Origin of the sequence: Shewanella pealeana ATCC 700345 (assembly GCF_000018285.1) — a bacterium.
In the GTDB taxonomy this organism is placed as follows: Bacteria; Pseudomonadota; Gammaproteobacteria; order Enterobacterales; family Shewanellaceae; genus Shewanella; species Shewanella pealeana.
In genome coordinates this window covers 4,478,219-4,499,576 of the sequence record NC_009901.1, presented here as the reverse complement: position 1 = coordinate 4,499,576, position 21,358 = coordinate 4,478,219, and the positions used below count along the sequence as shown (strand labels likewise).

20 protein-coding genes and 2 pseudogenes are annotated in these 21,358 nt (G+C 44.7%); 8 read left to right on the top strand and 14 right to left on the bottom strand.

The window, feature by feature from the left end:
• Positions 1-40: 40 nt before the first annotated feature.
• The 3 genes from SPEA_RS19440 to SPEA_RS19430 all read right to left on the bottom strand — a co-directional run bounded on the left by SPEA_RS19440 (position 41) and on the right by SPEA_RS19430 (position 4,837).
• Positions 41-412 carry a hypothetical protein gene (locus SPEA_RS19440; protein WP_012156892.1) on the bottom strand — a complete coding sequence of 124 codons (372 nt, stop codon included), beginning with the start codon at positions 410-412 and terminating at the stop codon, positions 41-43.
• A 202-nt stretch (positions 413-614) separates the two neighbouring features.
• Positions 615-3,692 carry an efflux RND transporter permease subunit gene (locus SPEA_RS19435; RefSeq protein ID WP_012156891.1) on the bottom strand — a complete coding sequence of 1,026 codons (3,078 nt, stop codon included), beginning with the start codon at positions 3,690-3,692 and terminating at the stop codon, positions 615-617.
• 62 nt (positions 3,693-3,754) lie between these two features.
• On the bottom strand, positions 3,755-4,837 hold the full coding sequence (locus SPEA_RS19430; RefSeq protein WP_012156890.1) for an efflux RND transporter periplasmic adaptor subunit: 1,083 nt from the start codon (positions 4,835-4,837) through the stop codon (positions 3,755-3,757).
• A gap of 195 nt (positions 4,838-5,032) precedes the next feature.
• Between SPEA_RS19430 and SPEA_RS19425 the strand changes: the two genes are divergently transcribed.
• Entirely contained in the window at positions 5,033-5,983 is a 951-nt protein-coding gene (locus tag SPEA_RS19425; RefSeq protein ID WP_012156889.1) for a LysR family transcriptional regulator, read from the top strand.
• A gap of 112 nt (positions 5,984-6,095) precedes the next feature.
• Here the strand turns inward: SPEA_RS19425 and SPEA_RS19420 are convergent, their stop codons facing one another.
• The 3 genes from SPEA_RS19420 to SPEA_RS19410 all read right to left on the bottom strand — a co-directional run bounded on the left by SPEA_RS19420 (position 6,096) and on the right by SPEA_RS19410 (position 8,783).
• On the bottom strand, positions 6,096-6,494 hold the full coding sequence (locus tag SPEA_RS19420) for a c-type cytochrome domain-containing protein (protein ID WP_012156888.1): 399 nt from the start codon (positions 6,492-6,494) through the stop codon (positions 6,096-6,098).
• 169 nt (positions 6,495-6,663) lie between these two features.
• The gene (locus SPEA_RS19415; protein ID WP_012156887.1) at positions 6,664-7,320 is read right to left on the bottom strand and encodes a Qnr family pentapeptide repeat protein; all 657 of its coding nucleotides are present in this window, start codon (positions 7,318-7,320) and stop codon (positions 6,664-6,666) included.
• Positions 7,321-7,421: 101 nt separating this feature from the next.
• Positions 7,422-8,783: an MATE family efflux transporter gene (locus SPEA_RS19410; RefSeq protein ID WP_012156886.1), complete on the bottom strand. Its 1,362-nt coding sequence runs from the start codon at positions 8,781-8,783 to the stop codon at positions 7,422-7,424.
• A 249-nt stretch (positions 8,784-9,032) separates the two neighbouring features.
• Here SPEA_RS19410 and SPEA_RS19405 point away from each other — a divergent pair, with 249 nt between their 5' ends.
• Positions 9,033-9,323: a co-chaperone GroES gene (locus SPEA_RS19405; RefSeq protein WP_012156885.1), complete on the top strand. Its 291-nt coding sequence runs from the start codon at positions 9,033-9,035 to the stop codon at positions 9,321-9,323.
• Positions 9,324-9,412: 89 nt separating this feature from the next.
• A complete protein-coding gene (groL, locus tag SPEA_RS19400; RefSeq protein WP_012156884.1) occupies positions 9,413-11,056 on the top strand; it encodes a chaperonin GroEL in 1,644 nt (547 codons plus the stop codon).
• Between the two features lie 576 nt (positions 11,057-11,632).
• Here groL and SPEA_RS19395 read toward each other — a convergent pair.
• The 4 genes from SPEA_RS19395 to SPEA_RS19380 all read right to left on the bottom strand — a co-directional run bounded on the left by SPEA_RS19395 (position 11,633) and on the right by SPEA_RS19380 (position 14,782).
• Positions 11,633-12,166, bottom strand: a complete 534-nt coding sequence (locus tag SPEA_RS19395) for a hypothetical protein (RefSeq protein WP_041411111.1) — start codon at positions 12,164-12,166, stop codon at positions 11,633-11,635.
• A 1-nt stretch (position 12,167) separates the two neighbouring features.
• Positions 12,168-12,518 (bottom strand): STAS-like domain-containing protein, encoded by a 351-nt coding sequence (locus SPEA_RS19390; protein ID WP_012156882.1) that lies wholly within the window; start codon positions 12,516-12,518, stop codon positions 12,168-12,170.
• Positions 12,515-13,594 (bottom strand): hypothetical protein, encoded by a 1,080-nt coding sequence (locus tag SPEA_RS19385; protein WP_012156881.1) that lies wholly within the window; start codon positions 13,592-13,594, stop codon positions 12,515-12,517. The genes SPEA_RS19390 and SPEA_RS19385 overlap by 4 nt, the downstream gene beginning before the upstream one ends.
• Before the next feature lie 126 nt (positions 13,595-13,720).
• A complete protein-coding gene (locus SPEA_RS19380) occupies positions 13,721-14,782 on the bottom strand; it encodes a nuclease-related domain-containing protein (protein ID WP_012156880.1) in 1,062 nt (353 codons plus the stop codon).
• 393 nt (positions 14,783-15,175) lie between these two features.
• Here SPEA_RS19380 and SPEA_RS23535 point away from each other — a divergent pair.
• Positions 15,176-15,256 (top strand): annotated as a pseudogene (locus SPEA_RS23535) (Mobile element protein); the annotation flags it as partial.
• A gap of 111 nt (positions 15,257-15,367) precedes the next feature.
• Here SPEA_RS23535 and SPEA_RS19375 read toward each other — a convergent pair.
• Positions 15,368-15,667, bottom strand: coding sequence for a hypothetical protein (locus tag SPEA_RS19375; protein WP_012156878.1), 300 nt, complete (start codon positions 15,665-15,667; stop codon positions 15,368-15,370).
• A 231-nt stretch (positions 15,668-15,898) separates the two neighbouring features.
• Between SPEA_RS19375 and SPEA_RS19370 the strand changes: the two are divergent.
• Both SPEA_RS19370 and SPEA_RS19365 read left to right on the top strand, forming a co-directional pair.
• A pseudogene (locus SPEA_RS19370) lies at positions 15,899-16,515 on the top strand (transposase); the annotation flags it as partial.
• A 99-nt stretch (positions 16,516-16,614) separates the two neighbouring features.
• A complete protein-coding gene (locus tag SPEA_RS19365; RefSeq protein WP_012156876.1) occupies positions 16,615-17,586 on the top strand; it encodes a transposase in 972 nt (323 codons plus the stop codon).
• 354 nt (positions 17,587-17,940) lie between these two features.
• Here SPEA_RS19365 and SPEA_RS19360 read toward each other — a convergent pair whose 3' ends face one another.
• Together SPEA_RS19360 and SPEA_RS19355 are read right to left on the bottom strand one after the other, a co-directional pair.
• Positions 17,941-18,378, bottom strand: a complete 438-nt coding sequence (locus SPEA_RS19360) for a hypothetical protein (RefSeq protein ID WP_012156875.1) — start codon at positions 18,376-18,378, stop codon at positions 17,941-17,943.
• A gap of 1 nt (position 18,379) precedes the next feature.
• Complete coding sequence (locus tag SPEA_RS19355) at positions 18,380-18,940, bottom strand: hypothetical protein (RefSeq protein WP_012156874.1); 561 nt, start codon at positions 18,938-18,940, stop codon at positions 18,380-18,382.
• Positions 18,941-19,019: 79 nt separating this feature from the next.
• On the opposite strand from SPEA_RS19355, the gene SPEA_RS19350 reads away from it, so the two are divergent.
• Complete coding sequence (locus tag SPEA_RS19350) at positions 19,020-19,223, top strand: hypothetical protein (protein ID WP_041411107.1); 204 nt, start codon at positions 19,020-19,022, stop codon at positions 19,221-19,223.
• Positions 19,224-19,281: 58 nt separating this feature from the next.
• Here the strand turns inward: SPEA_RS19350 and SPEA_RS19345 are convergent, their stop codons facing one another.
• A complete protein-coding gene (locus SPEA_RS19345) occupies positions 19,282-19,848 on the bottom strand; it encodes an excalibur calcium-binding domain-containing protein (RefSeq protein WP_012156873.1) in 567 nt (188 codons plus the stop codon).
• Positions 19,849-20,141: 293 nt separating this feature from the next.
• Here SPEA_RS19345 and SPEA_RS19340 point away from each other — a divergent pair, with 293 nt between their 5' ends.
• The gene (locus tag SPEA_RS19340; protein ID WP_012156872.1) at positions 20,142-21,320 is read left to right on the top strand and encodes a transglutaminase-like domain-containing protein; all 1,179 of its coding nucleotides are present in this window, start codon (positions 20,142-20,144) and stop codon (positions 21,318-21,320) included.
• The last annotated feature ends 38 nt before the right edge of the window (positions 21,321-21,358 follow it).

The window sequence follows — 21,358 nt, the reverse complement described above, 5'->3', positions numbered from 1 at the left end:
CATTGATTCAATCGAGGCCCTATAAAAGGCGGAAGATAGCTTACTCTAGATCGATACGGCGGATCGCTTGCTTAAGAAAATCGACTTTCTGCTGCAGCTTAGATTTTTGCTCAGCTTGGCTGTTATCCAGATCATCAGAGTGATAAGCGTCAAGCTGACTCTCAGCCCCCAGCAGTTCTTGTACTAACCAGCCTCTAATCATCACATAATAGCGCGAATCCGTGCCGTAATTGGTGATGATGCTAAGTGATTCATTCGACGGGTGAGCAATGGCATTATCGAGGGATTTGACCATGACTCCAATAGCATATTCGTCAGATTTTGTTGGCTCAGTTGCCATGGCTGGAATAGCAAACAGCGCAGTGAATATAAATAGGCTGCTGGCAATTTGATTACGACAGGAATGATTCATTTTCTGAGCCCTTTTAAAACTTGTTATTACAGTAACAGGCAATAGCTGGGAATACTCATAAATTTTTGTTTAAGCAAGAAAGAGAAAACCTCCTGACACAGTGGTGATTCACTGAGCCAGGAGGGCGCCGGGAAGCAATTTGGGGTTGATGTCACTGCCGTGACAGTTTTTACATAGGCGACTTAAGAATCGACCTCCTTATTTAGCTGTGCTTACCTGAGTAAGGAATTCTGAAGGCTAAGGTGTAGGTCACCGGCAAAACGATTAATGTTAGTACTGACGCAAATCCAAGGCCGAAGATGATGGTGATCGCCATCGATCCAAAAAAGGCATCAGACAAGAGTGGTAGCATACCTAGCATAGTCGTAATGGCGGCCATCAATACAGGTCGCACGCGACTCACGGCTGAGTCGACAACCGCCTGATAGGCTTCTTTGCCTTGGGATAGCTCGAGGTTAATTTGATCCACGAGTACGATACCGTTCTTGATAATCATACCCGTTAAGCTCAGCAGTCCTAGTAGCGCCATAAAGCTAAAGGGGGCATCGAATAGCAATAGACCAGATACCACACCGATCAGTGCTAACGGAACGGTAAACCAGATCACTAGCGGCTGCCTAACTGAGTTAAATAGCAACACAGTGATAAGGAACATCGCCAAGTAACCTAGCGGAATAGAACTAAATACCGACTCCTGTGCCTCCATTGAGGTTTCATATTCACCGCCCCATTCAAGCTCGTAACCTGCAGGCAGTGGGATCGCTTCGATATCGGCCTTGATCTTTCTAAAAACTGAGTCGGCGGTTTCATCTGCGCCGTTAATCGGATCGGCGAGCACTGAGATCACTCGCTTACGATCACGGCGCATAATCAAGGGATCCTCCCATTCGGTACTAAAGTCAGAAACCACCTGAGTAACTGGTACAAAGGTATTGTTATCGCGACTCCACACCTGCAGTTTCCAGATGCTCTGGGCATCGAGTCGCTCTTCGGCAGGGGCTCGGGCAATGATCGGCAGCAGATGGCTGTTCTCACGATAGGTGCCGATCTGCTGGCCACTAAAGTTAGTTAGCAGGGCGGTGTCGAGATCTTGCTTGCTGATCCCGGTTTCACGAGCTTGTGCCTGCGCTAGCTGCGGACGCACTAAGGTCACCTGATTACGCCAGTTGTGTCTTACTCCCACGGCTGTCGGCTCAGCTTTTAAGATGGTTTCAGCCTGCGCTGCTAGCTGACGTAACACCTGTGGATCTTCACCAAAGAAGCGCGCCTCAATCTTAGCGGCTGGGCTTGGGCCGTTTTCCATATACTTGAAACGGTACTCCGCCTCGGGAAATTTAAGGCTGAGCTCTCGCTCAAGCAACCGCATATATTTATTAAGCGCCTGCAGATCTGTCATCTCTAACAAGATCTGACCGTAAGCCTTATAACCTTTTTCCGGTACATAGGAGAGGACGAAACGCTGTGCGCCTTGGCCAATGACAGTAGTTAGGTTTACAAGACCTGTATCTGTCGTCTTTTGCTGCTCGAGTAGGTCGGTTTCGATTCGGCTTAGTAGTCTTTCGGTTGCCTTGATATCCGATCCTTCTGGCATCCACACATCGACAAAAAACATAGGTGTGTTCGATGCAGGGAAGAAGACATTCTTAACATAGCCAAATCCGATAACCGATGTGATCAGCGCGGCAACGACTAAGGTCAGTGTCAGGCCTCTAAAGCGCATGGCATAATTGAGACTGTGGCGATAAAGACCAAATAGCCAGCCCTTATAGGGATCGTCATTTTCATCGTCGCTAACGATGCCATCTTTGAACATCAGGTTGCAGAAAAACGGGGTTAAGGTCATGGCGGTGATCCAGCTGATAAACAGCGAGATCAACAATACCTGGAACAAGGAGGCACAAAACTCCCCGGTGGCGTTATCCGACAAACCAATCGGGGCAAAGGCGATGATGGCAATAATGGTGGCGCCCAGCAGTGGCCACTGAGTTTGTGAGATCACCTGTTTGGCGGTTTCTAAGCGAGTCTGGCCGCGCTTGATACCGATTAAGATCCCTTCGGTCACCACGATAGCGTTGTCGACCAGCATACCTAAGGCGATGATCAGGGCGCCAAGTGAGATGATCTGCAGCTCGATGTTGAGCACATTCATCATTATGAAGGTACCCAAAATCGTTAATAGCAGCACTAAGCCCATCAATAGGCCAGAACGAACACCCATAAAGACAAGTAGTACTCCAATAACGATCGCAATCGACTCGGCCAGATTAACCAGAAAGCCATTGACCGTCTGGTCCACCATCTTGCTTTGATCGTAAACGGTATCCAGTGCCATACCGATAGGCAATTCGCTGTTAAGCTCACTCATGCGTTCATTGACCGCTTCACCGACCTTAACCACGTTAACGCCGCTAGAGAAGGCGATGCCGATAGATAGCGCCTTATTACCACTGGCGTGATAGATGTTCGATGGCGTTTCTTCGGTGTCTTTGTAGATCTTGGCTATATCACCAAGATAGATAAGCTTTGCACTGCCAGGAGGGCTGATGATCAGGCGCTCCATCTGGCGTACATTATCAAACTCACCGGTTGGGTGAATACGAATACGGTTATCACCCACCAACATGCTACCGGCGTTAGAGACCACATTTTGGCTGTTGATAAGGCCATAGATATAGTTTTGATCTAAGCCTAAGGCGTTGAGTTTTTGCTGAGAGATCTCCACCACTACTTGTTCGTTGACTATGCCTGCTATGGTGACCTTCTTGATACCATCGACCAGCACGAGTTCACGACGTAAGAAGTCGGCGTAGTTTTGTAACTCTCGGTCGCTGTAGCCGTCACCACTGACATTGAGCAAGATGCCATAAACATCGCCAAAGTCGTCGATAACAGACGGAGCATGTACCCCTGGCGGTAACTCGACGGCCTTGTCGTTGATCTTACGGCGCACCTCATCCCACACTTGTGGCAGTTCGCTGGCGTCATAATTCTCTTTGATCTCAATCTCTATCTGCGATAGACCGGCACTGTTTACTGAAGTGATATGCTTGATGCCATCGAGTTGTTGCAGCGCATCCTCAAGTGGCAAGGTCACTTCCTCTTCCACCTGTTCAGGAGAAGCGCCGGGATAAGCTGTCACCACTAGGGCCTGCTTAATGGTAAATTCGGGAAACTCCAGCTGGCCTAAGCTAAAGAATGAGATGCTGCCGCCAACGAGCAGCAGTAGAGCAAACATCCAGCTAATGACTTTGTGGGTGATGGAATATTCAGCAAAATTCATCAATTAACTCTCTTGTAAAGCAGGGGCAAAAAGGTTGGGGGACGGTGAACTGAGGCGGTGCGCTACACGCCTCGTTGCCAACGCAGTGGCTTAACCTCAAGCCCTTCAGACAGATATTGCACGCCAGCCACAACCACTTGGTCACCCACCTTGATGCCATCGACAATCTCAATGCCATCGGTTGTCACCTTACCTAAGGTCACCATCTGTTGTGTTACCTTGCCTAGTTTACTGTCAAAGGCCCAGACAACCGTTTGGCCATCTTGGTCGCGTTTACTAATGGCACTGGCAGGCAGAATCGCAGCCAGGGTTTGAGAATTGTGCTGTGTAATGTCCATAGTCAGCTCGGCGCTCATACCCGGTAGCACTGTCATATTGGCAGGGCGGGGCAGGGTAAACACCACTTCATAGCTCTGGGTGCCAGGGGTCACTTGGGTTGCATGCTCTTTTAATAGCGCGGCATAGCTGCTGCTTGGGTCGTTGGCGAATCGCACTACAGGTTGAGTAATGGCGTTGGGATTAAATTGAGTCACCTTGCTCGCAAGGGATTCAGGCACTTGGATCACCACATCTATGTCGCTGTCTTTTTGTAGCACTAGCACTGGCTGGTTAGCTTGGACCATCTGGTAGTTATCGATGGAGATCTTAGCGACTGTGCCGTCATAGGGAGCGGTTAACTCGGTATAGCTGAGCTGATCTTGGGCGCTGGCAAGGTTGGCTTTCGACGACTTTAACTGCGCCGAGGCTAAGTCATATTCGGCCTGTGAGATAAGCTCACGGCGAAGCAGCTCGCCCTTACGCTTAAAGTCGGCCTTAGCTAATTCATAATCGGCCTCACGGTTAAGCAGGGTGTTTTGCGAATCACGTCTATCCAGGCGGGCTAATACGGCGCCTTTATTTACCTGTTGACCTTCAACAAGATTAAACTCTACTAAGTGTCCCGACAGCCGAAAGGCGAGTTCTGCTTGCTTAGTGGCAGCAACTTTTGCAGGGAAGCTTCGCAGCGAACCCGCATTGATATCGGTGATTTCAAGCAGTTTAACTGGGCGCACGCTAGGCTTTACAGCCTCGCTAGACTCTGCGTTACAACCTGAAATGACTGCAGTCAAGATAAGGAGTGAAAGTGTAGTTGTCAGGTTTTTCATAACGCAAATTCCATATAACGAAAGGCCAATATTTAGGGGGAGCAAAGATAGCAGGACTTTGAGTTGAGTAAAATGGAATTATGTGGAATCATGAGTTCCGAAAAATGGAACTTCTTTTGCTTGCTTTGCCGTCACAACTGTGAGCAAAGTGATAGTTGTCCGTAGTCAGTACGTTAAATGCTAGAGATTTTTTAGATGAAAACAGAAGATATTGCCCTATTCCATCGAATTGTCGAAACCGGTAGTTTAGTCGAGGCGGCAGACATACTAAACCTGCCAAAATCGACCCTGAGCCGACGCTTGCAGGCACTCGAAGACGAACTCAATGTGAAACTGTTTCATCGCCAGAGTCGCGCCATGACCTTAACCGCATCGGGTAGCCATTTCTACGATAAAAGTACCGCTATGTTGGCAACGCTGGAGCAGACGCTATCTGAGCTCAGCGGTGAAGAATCGGAGGTGACGGGACACCTGCGCATCTTAATCTTTCCGGTGCCAGAGCTTATCCATATTACCCATGCTATTTTTGAGTTTATGGATCTGCACCCCGAGCTAACGGTAGAGATCATCGTCAGTACTGAGCCGCAAGATATGATCCGCAACAACATCGACTTGGCCTTTATGCTCGAAGATGCCTTCAATGAAAACGAGATGGTGGCGCGGCACGTCATTAGCGAAATGGTGCACTTCTTTGCCAGTCCAGAATACTTAGCAAAAGCGGGGCGTCCCACAAGTCCCGATGAGTTACCGCAGCACAACTCCATTCTGTTCCGTTACCCAAATGGGCGGATTTTTAATGAGGTGCCCTTTGGTAAAGACCGCACCCTGTCGGTAAAGGGCAACTTGTGTGTAAATAGCCTTGCGACTTGTTTAGAGGCGACCCTGATGGGACGGGGGATCTCCATGATGCCATTGCCTTTCGCTAAAGAGCATATCGCTAGTGGAGAGCTAGAGATGCTGTTTGAAGATGTCGAGCCCTACGAGGGCAAGTGCTTCTTAGTGTATCCATCGAGACGCTTTATTAGCTTGGCGAGTCAACGATTTATTGACTATATGATGACTGCGATGGAAGAGTGCATGGGTAGTGGCAGTGGTCGATGTGACAGAGAAGTGAAGATCCGCGGGGCGATCAAGTCGATGATTTAAAACCGAGGATTAACATGAATAATCTAACTTTGAATTGTTAGCCATCAAGTCCAAAAATATCAATGACAAAAATAGCGCCAATGCCACTTCTCAGTGACATTGGCTTTTTTGCCTAATTGTCTTGGGCACCTTCCTCAATCCACTCTTTGATCAAGCTAATCTCTTCTTGAGTTAATGGTTTGCTTTCACCTTGGCTTAAATGATCATCATGATGGGGCGGCATCTGAATCGAAGTGTCGAGCTGGTGGTCGATAGCCAGGTATAAGGTACTGGAAGCTGGGCTGCCAGCGACAATCACCGGACCATTCTTAGTGCCTCGCATCAGGCTGGCATAACTATCGAGCACTAAACCTGAGCGCGCCGAGCCTTCGCCGCTACCTGAATGGCACTCGATACAGGAGGCTTGGAATATGGGCTGCACTTGGTGTTTAAAGCTAATATTGGGTTTTAGGCCGAGGAAGAACACCAAAAATATTATCGCGGTTAACAATACGACTTTGAGGGCGGTCATGGGGACCTCCTTAGGTAAGGCGTCGTGTATACGAGCCTAGGTTATCGTTTTCTTAAGTATAGTCGCGCTTGCTGCTTATGGTTTGAGGCTTGAGCTTGTGAGCGGTTTCTTTGGCTAGGGATAGCCGAAAGCTTGATGCTGGACAAACTTTGAGCGAAAAGAGGCTTGCTTAATCAGGTGTCACTATCAGCCCTAGCGGCGCCAGCAACTGCTCTTGCTGCCACTGATTGATCATCACACCATCGAGCTCCACCACGCGTGGATCTAAACCATCGAGCTCGATACGAGTCAGGTTAGCGCCCTTAAGCTCAAAGCTACCCCACTGCTCGGGAGAGAATTCACCGCCGCTTAGATCGCTGCCTTTCATCGACGCACCAGTCAGGTTAGCGCCGCGCCAGCGATTATCGAACAGCTCGCACTCCTCTAATAACAGCTCGCTCAAGTCGGCATAAGCCAAGTTACAGGCGGTGATGTATGCCGAGCAGAAATAACTCTTAGGGGTAATGTAATTGGCAAAGCTTGCGCGGCTAAAATCACTGCCTTGCAAGTTACATTCACGCATCTCAAGGCCATAACAGCGTGCGCCTTTAAACAGCGCCATACTCAAGTTACAGTGCTTAAAGCTAGCACTGGTTAAGGTGGCGTAGCTAAAGTCACAGCCCTCATCTTCACCGGGTACGATAAATTTACACTGAATAAACTCTGCGTCGGTAAGATCGGCATGGTTAAAGCGGCAGTGGTAGAAGCTGCAGCGCTCGAAGCGAGCATCTTGCAAGTCTTGATCGCTAAAGTCTTCATCATTAAAGATTTGATCGACGGCGTGCATAGTGCTGCTCCTTAGTGGTTGGCGATAGCCTTAAGCTGATTTATTACGACTATTTATTGCGGCTACTTATTAAGACTATTTATTCTGGCTACTTATCATAACTAGGCTTGGCTCACCTTAATATCGGTTTTCTCTGGCTCAGAGATCCGTGTCGCCAACACATAACAGGCGATACCCATGATGGCGTTAGTGATAGGCAATGCCAAGAGTAGGCCTTTAACGCCACCCAAGTATGAGCCTAAAGCCGCCAGCGGCAGCATTATTAGGAATAATCGGCACACGTTTAACACCAGCGAGCTCATTGGCCTGTGGTAAGCGTTAAGCGAGGTCGCCACTAAAATCACAATCCCCAGTGGGCCATAGGCGGCGGGTAGCACCAGAATATAGAAGGTGAGCCACTCAATCACTTGCGGGTCGCTACTAAATAGCTCGGCTAGCGGCTTGGCTAAAAACAGTAGCGGCAGATACAGCAAGGTTTGAAACACCAATACAAACTTAAGTGACAGCATCAGTGCGCCGCGGGCACGCTGAGTTTGCCCCGCGCCCAAGTTTTGCGCCACAAACGGCACTAGGCTAGATGACAGTGCCATTACCGCAATCAGCATCACCGACTCTAAACGGGTACCGGCACCAAAGGCCGCCACCGCGCTGTGATCGATGCGGGCCAGCATGGCCATAATAATGGCATTAGCCAGCGGGTTTAGCAGATTCATCATCGCCGCTGGCTGAGCAATATGTGCCAGCTGCTTCCAGTTGCATTTGAGGCGCTTTATATTGGGCTCAACGAAATCCACAAGATGACGCTTAAAGATCAGCAGATGGGTCGACAGTGACAATGCCACTACCCAAGAGATCACAGTTGCAATGGCCGCGCCCTCAATCTCTAAGCGCGGAAAAGGCCCGATACCGAAGATCAGTAGCGGGTCGAGAATAAGGTTAATTAGCGCCGCTAGCATCATTATCTTGGCCGGAGAACGGGTATCTCCGGTGGCGCGCAGGCCTTGGTTACCTACCATCAACAGCACTAGCAGCGGTGCCCCCAGATACCAGATAAACATATAGTCATGGATCAGCGGTAAGCTCGAATCGTTGGCCCCAAGCAGGCTAAATAGTGGGTCGATGCACAGGCTGCCAAGCAGAGCGATAAAGGCAATTAGCAAAAAGGTCAGCATCAAGGCGTCGTGCAAGAATACCTTGGCCTTATCCGCGTGGCCGCCGCCAATTAAGCGCCCTAGATTGGTCGACACTCCTGCGCCAATGCCAATGGCAATGCTAGAGATAATAAGCGTTACCGGGAAGGTAAAGCTGATGGCCGCGAGGGATTCGGTACCTAATTGGCTGATAAAAAAAGTGTCAACGAGGCTGAACCCGAGAATGGTTAAGATACCAATCAGGTTTGGAAGGCTCATATTTAGCAGTACACGACCAATTGGCTGAGTTAGCAGCCCGTGTCTGTCTCTCATAGGGAAGTCTTGCCTAGTCTTTACTCGGAGGGCGAATTCTATCAGGATTGCCACAAATTTTATCCGGCCGGGTCAAAAAAAACGGATTTATTTTGTAAATAGGACTTGGATCTAGCGACATTAACCCCCATGTATCGAACATCAAGCGGCAGTTTTGATTTTACTTAAGTGAAATCGAGTCGAGTCGTTACTAACTTTACTCGCCTGACACACTGTTCAGGTAAACAAAAATAATAGGAGCATCCATCGATGAACATTCGTCCATTACATGATCGTGTCATTGTTAAGCGTTCAGAAGTTGAATCAAAGTCAGCTGGTGGCATCGTACTAACAGGTAGTGCTGCTGAACAATCTAGCCGTGGTGAAGTTCTTGCTGTAGGCAATGGACGCATTCTTGAAAACGGTAACCTAATGCCTTTAGACGTTAAAGTTGGCGATATCGTTATCTTCAACGAAGGTTACGGCGTGAAAAAAGAGAAGATTGATGGTGAAGAAGTTCTGATCCTATCTGAATCAGATCTAATGGCTGTAGTGGGTTAATCCCATACTCTTGCAACATACAAATCATTAATGCCGTTGTTGGCGCAACTGTGTAACCACGGCTAAAAAGAATTGAAAGGATATTAAAGATGGCAGCTAAAGAAGTATTATTTGGTAATGACGCACGCGTAAAAATGCTAGCGGGCGTAAACATTCTTGCTAACGCAGTTAAAGTAACTCTAGGCCCAAAAGGTCGTAACGTAGTACTAGACAAGAGCTTTGGTGCTCCGCTTATCACTAAAGATGGCGTGTCAGTCGCTAAAGAGATCGAGCTTGAAGACAAGTTCGAAAACATGGGCGCACAGATGGTTAAAGAAGTTGCTTCTAAAGCCAATGATGCAGCCGGTGACGGTACTACTACTGCTACAGTACTTGCGCAAGCAATCGTTACTGAAGGCCTAAAAGCTGTTGCAGCGGGTATGAACCCAATGGATCTTAAGCGCGGTATCGACAAAGCGGTAGTTGCTGCTGTTGCCGAGCTTAAAAACCTATCTCAAGAGTGTTCTGATACTAAAGCTATCGCTCAAGTAGGTACTATCTCTGCTAACTCTGACGAGTCAATTGGTGAAATCATCGCAACTGCGATGGAGCGCGTGGGTAAAGAAGGCGTTATCACAGTTGAAGAAGGTCAAGCACTAGAGAACGAGCTAGACGTAGTTGAAGGTATGCAGTTCGACCGCGGTTACCTATCTCCATACTTCATCAACAAGCCAGAAACTGGCAGCGTTGAACTAGAAAGCCCATTCATCCTTCTAGTAGACAAGAAAGTATCTAACATTCGTGAATTGCTACCAATCCTTGAAGGTCTAGCTAAAACGGGTAAGCCACTGCTTATCGTTGCAGAAGACGTTGAAGGTGAAGCACTAGCAACACTAGTTGTGAACAACATGCGCGGTATCGTTAAAGTTGCAGCTGTTAAGGCGCCAGGCTTTGGTGACCGTCGTAAGGCAATGCTACAAGACATCGCTATCCTAACTGGCGGCACTGTTATTGCTGAAGAGATTGGTCTAGAGCTAGAAAAAGCGACTCTAGAAGATCTAGGTACGGCTAAGCGCGTTATTATCACTAAAGATGACACGACTATCATCGACGGTAACGGCGAAGAGACTCAGATCAAAGCACGTGTTGCACAGATCAAAATTCAAGCAGAAGAGTCTACTTCAGACTACGACAAAGAGAAGCTTCAAGAGCGTATGGCTAAACTTGCTGGCGGCGTAGCCGTAATCAAGGTTGGCGCAGCAACTGAAGTTGAAATGAAAGAGAAGAAAGCACGCGTAGAAGACGCACTACACGCAACTCGCGCAGCGGTTGAAGAAGGTGTGGTTGCTGGTGGTGGTGTTGCACTAGTACGCGTAGCAAGCAAAATCGGTGAGCTAGACGTAATCAACGAAGACCAGAAGCACGGTGTGATCATCGCACTACGTGCAATGGAAGCGCCACTACGTCAAATCGCGGCTAACGCGGGTGAAGAAGGTTCAGTTGTTGCTAACAACGTTAAGAACGGCACCGGTAACTACGGTTACAACGCAGGTAACGACACATACGGCGACATGCTAGAGATGGGTATCCTAGACCCAACTAAAGTAACTCGTAGCGCACTACAGTTCGCTTCTTCAATTGCCGGCCTAATGATCACGACAGAGTGTATGGTTGCTGAAGTTAAAGAAGATGCAGCTGATATGGGCGGCATGGGCGGCATGGGTGGTATGGGCGGTATGGGCGGCATGATGTAATTTTTGCTTTTTTGCTGGTCTAAATCGGTGATTACGGCGTTGCTGCTCGCTCGCGTAAGAAAACTACGCGTCGCTCACAGCGCCTTGTACTAACACGATTTATCCGGCGCAAAATTAGCAAAAATACTCTGCTGGTCTATAGCTCAAAAGCTTAAAGCCAAAAAAGCCCCGATACCTAACGGTATCGGGGCTTTTTGTTTTCTGGCGAGCGAGTGTTTGCGTTGCTTTGCCACTCTTAATGGTTGAGAGCTGAAAACTAAACGTCGTGGCAAGAAGCCTTGTTCTAACACGATTTATCCTACGTAAAAACGTCTACCCCATAGGCCTCTGTTTTTAGTTTGAAAGCTAAGAGCAATACCTAAAAATAAAACCCGAGACTGGCAACAGTGTCGGTTTTTTTAATGGGCAAAATTAGTAAAAGGGTTGCTGGTCTATAGCCTTTAAGCTTAAAGCCATTTCTTGTAAAAGAGCTCTTGGTGAATAGATGAAGCCCCGATACCTAACGGTATCGGATTTAATGCGTAATTAGTTACACTGTAATCTCGGTTATGTTTTGACGTGAGGCTAACTTAAATCTCAGTATATTATTTGAAAAAAAACACTATATACGTAGATTAGGAGGGCTCCAAAAGTTGCTCCTTTTATTTCATACCTTCTTGTTTCGATAAATGATCTTAATGGATTTTTGCTATAAGTCTCAGTAATGTATGAACTCTCAATTTCTTCGGTTAAGTCACTTATTTTTTCTAGAATACTCTTCTCTAGCTTATGCCTATCAATGCTTTCTTTCTTCAAGTTATGCTCTGTTAGCTCGATACTTCTTAATACTGATAAGCGAGAAGGTTCAAAAATGATCTTGTTTGCGTATTTATTCAAGCTGATTACCTGAAACTCAATCCGATTAACTAGCATTGAGAGTGTTTCCTCTGCATCTAGAACACTTATTTCGTCATAATCGAGTTTTTTGCAGTAAGTTTCGGGTAGTTTATCGAGAGTAGTTAAAATGTTTTCTTTTAGTTTAGATATTTCAGATTTCCTTAAGTTTCTGATATGTAAGTAAAAAATGAATAGCCAACTTAGGATTTGAACGCTGAATTGCCATGTTGACATCTTAGCTATTCCTATCCCTTTCTGCAGCTTCAATTCGTTCATCTATAACTTGTAAAATACTTTTCACAGATTCATGGTCGTATGTTAGTTTTTCTTTAAGTTCTTGATAGTTGAAGCCAGATTCCCTTATTAACCCTCCGAAGGCTTCATCAAGAAAAGACCGGCCGTACCTGTTATATCCAGTTAAGTCTACATGAACTAAATCATAATCTCTTAGGGCTGGAGCTAAAACTTTATCTCTAAAGACCTCACCACTTGATAATTCACAACCAGGGCCATCAGTTGTATACCTACCGTAAGGCTTTGGATGGAAATCTGTAACTACAATATTCTTTAGCTTCTTAGTTTTCATGATATTTTAATGTTCCACTGTACTAAAGTTCCAGGAAATCCTTTGTTGAGGGTGTGCAAGTCTACCGGGGTGTCAACATTCTTAAAAGTTAAAAGCCCTTTATTGCTGTAAATCCACAACTTTCCTCTATGAGTTTCGCTGACTAGAGCTTTAATGCTCTTACTTCCTTGACCGTGTTTACTTTTGAGAGTTCCTGTTACATCTTGCTTCATCGCAAGATCAATAAGATTTTCGTCCTTTAAAGAGCCAAAAAAATACAATTTGCTTTGACTCGCAGGAGCCTGTTTGGCTTCGGCATATTGCTCAGGATAAAATTTTTCTACAGAACTAATAAACCAGTTTCTTTTGACAACCGTTTTAGGGATACCAATTCCACAGTCATAAATAAGTACAAATAGTTTATCACCTATTACATCACAAAGAATCCACCATTTTTTATCAGATGCATTTGATTCGGGATAAGCATGTCTTCCTACATTATTAATTGTTTCAGATATTGCATCACCATATAGGTATTCAACCTCGTCATCCATTTGATTTTTGTATACAGATTGCTCTATATGATCGATGAGACTTTCAACTTTATCATTACCAACACCACTAATAATAGTATTTGAAAAGTCAGGTTCCTCTGTATTTAGAGTGTTTTGCAATAACTTATTTAACCCTGATTTTACTATAACCCTTCTTGCTGAATCGCTATGTGGCCATACGATTGAGGAGTTTACTGGCCCAGTAACTTTCTTTTGATCTATCGTAGCATAAAGAAGTAGCAAAGCTGCCGCTGTAACACGTTCAGTATTGGAAAAATCAATAATATAGGATTTAGAATGGTCAATTGATTTTATTTTTTCAATAAAATCAATGGCTTCGCTGTATTTTTGAGTGTCACCTTCAGCTAGCTCATATATAGAAAACTCGAGAGGTGCATAAATTATTTCAGCTGCGCCGAGTTTTTTTGGGCGACCAGTACTAGAAGTCTGCTTACTTCTAGTTTTTCGTTGAGCCTTTTTTAGGGCTTTTCGTTGTATAACTCTTGCTCTTGTTTTATGAAAAAACTGTATTTTTTTCTTCAACTTTTGTCCCTAAAAAATATTATATTGTATGACGGTGCAAATATTAACAACAAGATGTTGATAGTATTGTATAATTTTTTGATTCTTACATGAATAGGTAAGACTAGAGTAAACCTTATCTAACCCCTAAATTACCCGTTGTCCACAACCACACTCTTGGCAGCTTAGGGTGTAAGTCTCTTTGCTTTTCTTAACTCTTGTATTCTTGCTGCTGCACTGTGGGCAGGCTTGTTTCATCGGCGTGTTTTTAGTGCATTGATTACAATTGATGTAATAGCCGAATTTGCCATACATTGGGGTGTAATTCGTTGATTCTCCGCAATGTTTGCAGCGCAAAACTAGTTGTATCGCTTGGCTTTTCTCTACTGGTTCTTGTTGCGTGGTCTTTGCTAGCGTTTGTTGAGCAGGCGCTGTGCTGGCAGCTACTGTTACTGGTGTGGTTTTTAGTGATGCGGTGCTTTGCTCGGTGGCTGTTTGGCTTGCTACTGTTGCAGTTGCTGCTTCTGTTGCGGTCGTATGAGGTGCGATATGTTGCTTGATAAGAAATGAGGCAACAGATTCGAGTTCTTCTTGGTTGAAGTCTGGGCGTGTATCGCTAGCATGCATAAATCTGGCAAACTTAGTCTTTAGGTTCATCACCTTGTCGAGTTTCTCTACCAGAAATTCAGATTTTATAAGCTTGTCTGATACCGCTTTGGGCATGGATTTTCTATCGATAATAGCATCACTAGAAACAGCGCACAGATGATCCCAGCATCGCCCCTTGAAGCCTTGCTGTTTTAGGCCGAGTAATTTGCCTAATATCTCACTGCGATGATGCATTAATAATTCGAGTAACAGGGCTTGCTGCAGCTCGACTTGCTTGATGGGCGAGGGCATACCTTGCCACTTGTCAGTCTTGCCTTGATAAGTGCTTAGGCTGCGCGTCCATTCCTGTTTTTGATTGACCTTTACCTGACCTCTGATGCTCTTCGACTCAATTAAGACAAAACCGTAGGTATACACGATGAGATGGTCTATTTGGGCGACTTCGTCGTTAAAGCGAAACTTGAAATCGTTGATCACTAACACCTGTGGGTGATCTTTATAGGCACGGCGCAGAAAGAACGCCACATTTTGTTCTTGTTGCTGGCCTGCAATCGCTTGAGCGGATCGCGCATTTTGCGGGGATTTAGTTTTTAGAATCATTTATCAATAGCATCCGTTCTACTGTCTAGCTATAAATGATTAACTAGCAGCTTGATAATTATGAAGCTTATTTTATCTGCTATTTGACTGAAAAAGCTACTGAGATTAATAGCTTTTAAGCTTGATGACTATCAATGAGGAGATTGTCTTAGTGCTTTTTAATATTAAACTTTTAACTGATAAGCCTCAGTTTACCGCTTGTCTAACCTAGTGTAGATGCGGCTGAGGCCGTCGAAAACAAGGTGAGAGATAACGAAGTTATTGAGCTTTCGAACGAGAGGCATGGAAGCCGAACAATAGCTAATCATAGACACCCAGCCTTAATGGCATGTTTTGCTGCCTCTTACTAAGCTTTAACTGTTGGTTTAGTTATTGCTGAAGTAGGAGGTTGTTATGCCCCGCGCAAGAAGTACGCTAATAAGCTTGGAAGATACGCCTTACTATCACTGCTGTAGTCGTGTAGTTCGTCGTGCCAAAGCCAATCATAGACACCCATCGTTAAGATTAACATTGGGTGCCTTTGTTTTTTCTTCTTGTAAAAGCACACTGTCTGAAGGCTTATAGTTGGCTTCATTTAAACGCTTATCAGAGTATTGCATCTAGCTTTCGCCAGTTACTTATTAGCGAATAATCAAGAACCACAACGTGGTATTGGTTGACACCAGAGCCCGTATCTTCTTTTAGTTTTACCGCAATTTCATTAATGGGTTCACTCTCTTTAAAAAATATATCAACGTGATTAACGCTAACTAGTCCGTCAATAGATTCGATTGGATAATCGAACTCGTACAGGAAATCATTGTCGCCATATGTAGTTCTGCCTTTAGCAATAGCTTTATCATGCCATGCGTGGAGCCCTTGGTAACTAGGTGGATATTTACTCATGAATAACAAGTTACCTTCTTTGCAAAATAGAATTGGTGCAGTTGATGTGTGGTATAGCCGCATTTCTCTCTCTCTAATTATAAACGAATGAGTATTAGAACATCTTCAACCTACAATAACCAAGACACCCATAATGGAACAATCATAGACACCCAGCTTTAATGGCATGTTTTGCTGCCTCTTACTAAGCTTTAACTGTTGGTTTAGTTATTGCTGAAGTAGGAGGTTGTTATGCCCCGCGCTAGAAGTACGCTAATAAGCTTAGAGCCCTCTATTTAACAAGAAGTCCTTACTATCACTGCTGTAGCCGAGTCGTGCGGCGTGCTTTCTTGTGCGGTGATGATAAATATACAGGCAAGAATTATGACCATCGGCGTGGTTGGGTTGAGGCTCAGATACTGAAATTAACAGAGGCGTTTGCGATAGATGTGGCTGCGTATGCTGTGATGAGTAATCATCTGCATGTGGTGCTTTATATCGACCTTGAAATGGTGAACAGCTGGTCTGATAGGGAAGTTGTCGAGCAATGGCATCGGCTGTTTAATGGTACTGATTTAACAAGGAAATTTGTTAAAGGTGACTTAATTGAAGAGTGTATGGTTGCGTCACTAAAACATCTTATAGCGAAATACCGCTCACGCCTGAGTGATATCAGCTGGTTTATGCGCTGCTTGAATGAACCTATCGCAAGACAAGCTAACTATGAAGACAACTGCACAGGGCATTTCTGGGAGGGGCGCTTCAAAAGCCAAGCATTACTTGATGAAGCTGCAGTGCTGGCTTGTATGGCTTATGTTGAACTCAATCCTATTCGTGCCAAGATAGCTAAGACCCCAGAAGAATCTGATTTAAAACCCATTATAGACACCCATCCTCAATGGCATGTTTTGCTGCCTCTTACTAAGCTTTAACTGTTGGTTTAGTTATTGCTGAAGTAGGAGGTTGTTATGCCCCGCGCTAGAAGTACGCTAATAAGCTTGGAAGATACGCCTTACTATCACTGTTGTAGTCGTGTTGTTCGTCGCGCTTACTTGTGTGGTGATGATAAATACACGGGGAAGAACTATGACCATCGCCGTGGTTGGGTTGAGGCTCAGATACTGAAATTAACAGAGGTGTTTGCGATAGATGTGGCTGCGTATGCTGTGATGAGTAATCATCTGCATGTGGTGCTTTATATCGACCTTGAAACAGTGAACAACTGGTCTGATAGGGAAGTAGTAGTACAGTGGCATATGTTGTTTAATGGCACTGATTTAACTCAGAAGTTTGCTAAAGGAGACGTAATTGAAGAGTGCATGGTAGCCACGCTAAAGCATTTGATAGCGACATACCGATCCCGCCTTAGTGATATCAGCTGGTTTATGCGTTGCTTGAATGAGCCTATCGCAAGACAAGCTAACTATGAAGACAATTGCACGGGGCATTTCTGGGAAGGCCGATTTAAAAGCCAAGCATTACTTGATGAAGCTGCTGTGTTGGCTTGTATGGCTTATGTTGAGCTCAATCCTATTCGTGCCAAGATAGCTAAGACCCCAGAACAATCTGATTTTACTAGCTTACAACTACGAGTGAACGCAGCCTTAAAAGGTAAACAACCTGCTAAGTTATTACCGTTTATTGGTAATGAGACAAAGCTCCAATCAAAAGGCATTAATTTCTCGCTGCAGGACTACCTCACTCTTGTCGACGAGACTGGGCGAATCATTCGTGATGATAAGCGAGGTGCTATTTCCCAAAGTGCTGAAAGGGTATTGGAAAGGCTTAATATTCCTAGTGAAAATTGGCTCAAGTTGGCTAGAGATTTTGGCAAGTTGTTTCACGGGCCTGTTGGGTCGCTGCAAGAGTTAACCAATTACTGCGAACATCTAGAAAAACGACGAAGGCACTTTACCAGTAGTTGCCAGTATCTTGGCTAATTCAGCAGTTTAAATTTCACATTCAATATTGACCATAGGTTTGACACTCTATGCAGGCTCCCTTTTTCTAAATCTTATCATTTAGCCGCTTAAATCATTCTGCTTAAAATTTTATCTTTATTCGTGCTCTCAGGAGCTTTAGAGAGGAGCTGAATAACTCCTGTATGAGACCATTATCAAGAAAGGCTAATATGTTATTGATTTGGAATGAGTGGCTTAGAATTGGGGGATGCCAATATTTTTAGGTATGGACTGTTTATCGGTAATCACGTTGTCCCCCTAATTAGGGGGCAAAGCTATGAGCGCATTATCAGTATCGACTTAATGAAAAAGCACCATTTTGGTGCTTCACATTTAATATCTTCCAAAGGGCGCCGTAGTGTTATACCAAACATTGTTACACCCAGCAGACTTCAGCTCTTTGATGAAATCTTCGCTGATGTAGAGGGTGTTATTGCTGTCGTACACAAACGCATATTCCTCTTCAACATCTAGCGTATCTAAGGTTGGGAACTGCAATAGCTCTAGGGTTTGATAATCATCAAACTCACTCTCGTCCTCAGTGTCTTCACCGTCTTCATCGTCAGGTTCGCTGCCAAAATCGAAATCGCTATCCCATAGGTCTTTGCCTGCTAACCAGTGCGGGCTTAGCTTTTCGATAATCTCTTGCCATAGTACAAATCGCACGGCTTTATCAAAAACGATAAACAAATCTGGGTTGGCAAATACTGTGTCAGGCCTTTTTTCGGGCAGCGAGGCGCTGATGTTTTCTTGGTTAAATTGAATATACATATCAGCCTGCCCACGACTCGTTAAAAGTTTCAATTGGCACGAATTCGATTCCCTTCGGTGAGTGACGCATTATTTGGTTGACGATATCTTTATGATAAAAGGTGTGAAACCCCCAAGATTTATCGCGAAACACCAGCCGTTTGTATAGCGGGAGCTGCGCAAGTTTATTAGAGTCAATAACCAGTGTTTTCATACCTGTGATATAGCCGCGTTTGAATCGCTTAAATGTGCTCTGTTCATGGCAAATAACATCGACCTCATGTGCCAATTGCAGCATCATAAAATCGTGTTCGCCTTGATCAATTAGTTTGAGCGGGATCCAGTTTGCGCCATATAGCTGCTCTAGTTGTAGCGAATCAAAAAGGCGCTTAGCGATAGCGAGTGCTGGCTCCAATATAATATCGGCGATCTCGTAGTCTTGTGCTGGTTTATGCGTGGCAAAAACAGGTATAGGTGCACTTGGAAAAGTAAACCGAGTACTGAATGCCGCCTCTTCAAACTCTTCAGCTACTGCATATATTGGCGTCAGCTGGTTCTCTCTTGCAAAAAAATAATCACTCATGTTGTAACCTTTAGCATGTGGGATCCATTACCTTACAACCTGAACGGGTTAAATATTAGGGGTATGGAAATAGAGTAAATTGTTTCAACTCATCAGTCTTAATTTACTGCTTGTCTCAATCCGTGTAGATACGGCTGAGACCGTTGAAAACAAGATGAGAGATAACCTAGTTATCGAACTTTCGAACGAGAAGCTTGTTTCATCGGCGCGTTTTTTAGTGCACTGGTTACAATTGATGTCATTACCTATTAAGAGAGCAATCTTGCCATATGTTGGTGTGTAATGCATTGATTTTGCACAATGTTTGGTTGCACGGCTAAACTAAGGGCTAAACATAAGTATCACCAACTGCAAAGTTGTCTTTCACAAGGGATACCATCGTTGTCGCCATCCATTTGAGTGCTGGGGCAGTATTTGATGTAAAACTTGGCTTCATCGCATGAACTCATATGACTGCAATGGGTTTTACCTGCTTCACAACGAAAGCTCTGCACAGGGTTAAACTTCATTTGTTCAACATCTTTATTAGTCAGTACTGGTGTTGCAGTCATTTCTTCATACTTTTTTAAACCCAACGTGCCTATGCCTAATAGAATTAGAAGAGGGATAAGTATGGTGCTGAAAGACGAAGATTTTGCTTGGTGTTGGCGCTTGTGGGGATATTTGTTGGTAGCTCTATTGGCAACAACGGCTACGCCTTCAATATTGGCTTTACTAGCTTTGAGTTTGCCATCGGCTTGACGCTCGCTATGAAACAGAATTTGGTCGCCCACAACGGGTTTGCGAGCCATATGCTTTAGCGCCGATATATGAATAAACACATCTTTAGCATTAGTGGTTTCTGGCTTAATAAAGCCGAAGCCTCTTTCTTCATTCCAGCGAACAAGCACGCCTCTTTCCATGAGCATCTTATGTAACTTCCTTTATTTACACCAATTTAAATTTCATGGAAAGATACTACCCGACACTTGATTTGTCTGCCTTATTTATGATCAAACTAATTGATTAATTTTTACTTAAATTTAAGTAAGTAAACGAATCACGGCTCGCGTGTTATTGAGAGCTATCGATAGGTAAATCTAGAGTGTTGATAAGCCTAGAGTTAGATAGTATGTTATTGATTTTAAATAAAGACAGACTGCTTGTTGGCTAGCTTGTTATCGCAGTCGGTACTCATCCATCATTTACAAGGAATTGAATTTTGTTGCCCTCATTATTTAAGTTGAAAGTGCTATGTATTGCGGCTCTGCTCCCCAGCACATTGCTGGCAAATGAGCTGGTTAAAGTGGAAGTGATAGCAAGCAATAATTATCAAACTAACATGGTCGTGGCGGCGAAAGAGGGGAGCTTTAAGCAAGATCCTGAACTTGTTGCTTATGTGTTTGAACGGGCCAAATTCAAGCAGTATCAAGAGCCACAACTGTTTATTGAGGTGATGGATTGGGTTGCAAGCCAATGGCAACACGATGGGCTTAATGAAGCACCGAGCGAGATGAGTTCGTTAGACATTCTAAAGTCGGTGCATCAGCAAGGTACAAGGTATCGCTGTGTTGAATACGGTAAGGTGATGGCCGATATTTTGTCTGCGATGGGGCATCATTCTCGGCAGATTGGTTTGCAGTCAAGCGATGTCGCCTATGGTGGTTGGGGGAAAGGCCATGTTGCTACCGAGGTTTGGTCTAATGACTTAAACAAATGGGTATTCTTCGACCCACAATTTAGTACCTATGCTCAATATGAGGGGCAGTACCTCAACATTCATGACATGTACCGCTTAAAGCGGCAGGGTAAATTTGAACAAATATCATTTATTGTCACCAGCAATTTTGCCAAAGTGAATGATATCAAGCAGCAAGATAACCAAGCGGGCTATAGTCAATTTTTAACGAACTACTTTGGTTATCATGTTGCGTCGCAGCAGATTGGCGATAAAAAACAGAGCACAGTGCTGATGATGGAGGCAAAAGAGCCATTTCTTACTTTTCAGGGGATGGGGTCTAACAGGACTAAGTTGTTTACCAAAGCTGTTGAAATTGCTTACCCGAAAATGAATCAAACATTTTTCTCTATGTCTGCATTACCTAATGCTGACGTGAGCTTTCAGTCGGTCATGCAACAGAACAAAATCGAATCAGAACAAGATTACCTTGATAATATGTGGCGCTTTGCCGCGCAGGGCAAAGTGGCTATGACTCTGTATAATAATATGCAGCAGTTTTCTCACTATCAGCTTAAAACCAATCAAAATGATTGGATTGAGCATAAAGCTGCTGAATACACATGGGAATTGCAAAACGGTATCAACCGGTTTGAAGTAAGAAGTGTCTCTAACGAAGGCGTTATTGGACCCATGACTTTCGCTGAGGTGCGCTACCAGTAGCTATAAAAAAATCCCTACTTATTGCTAAGTAGGGATTT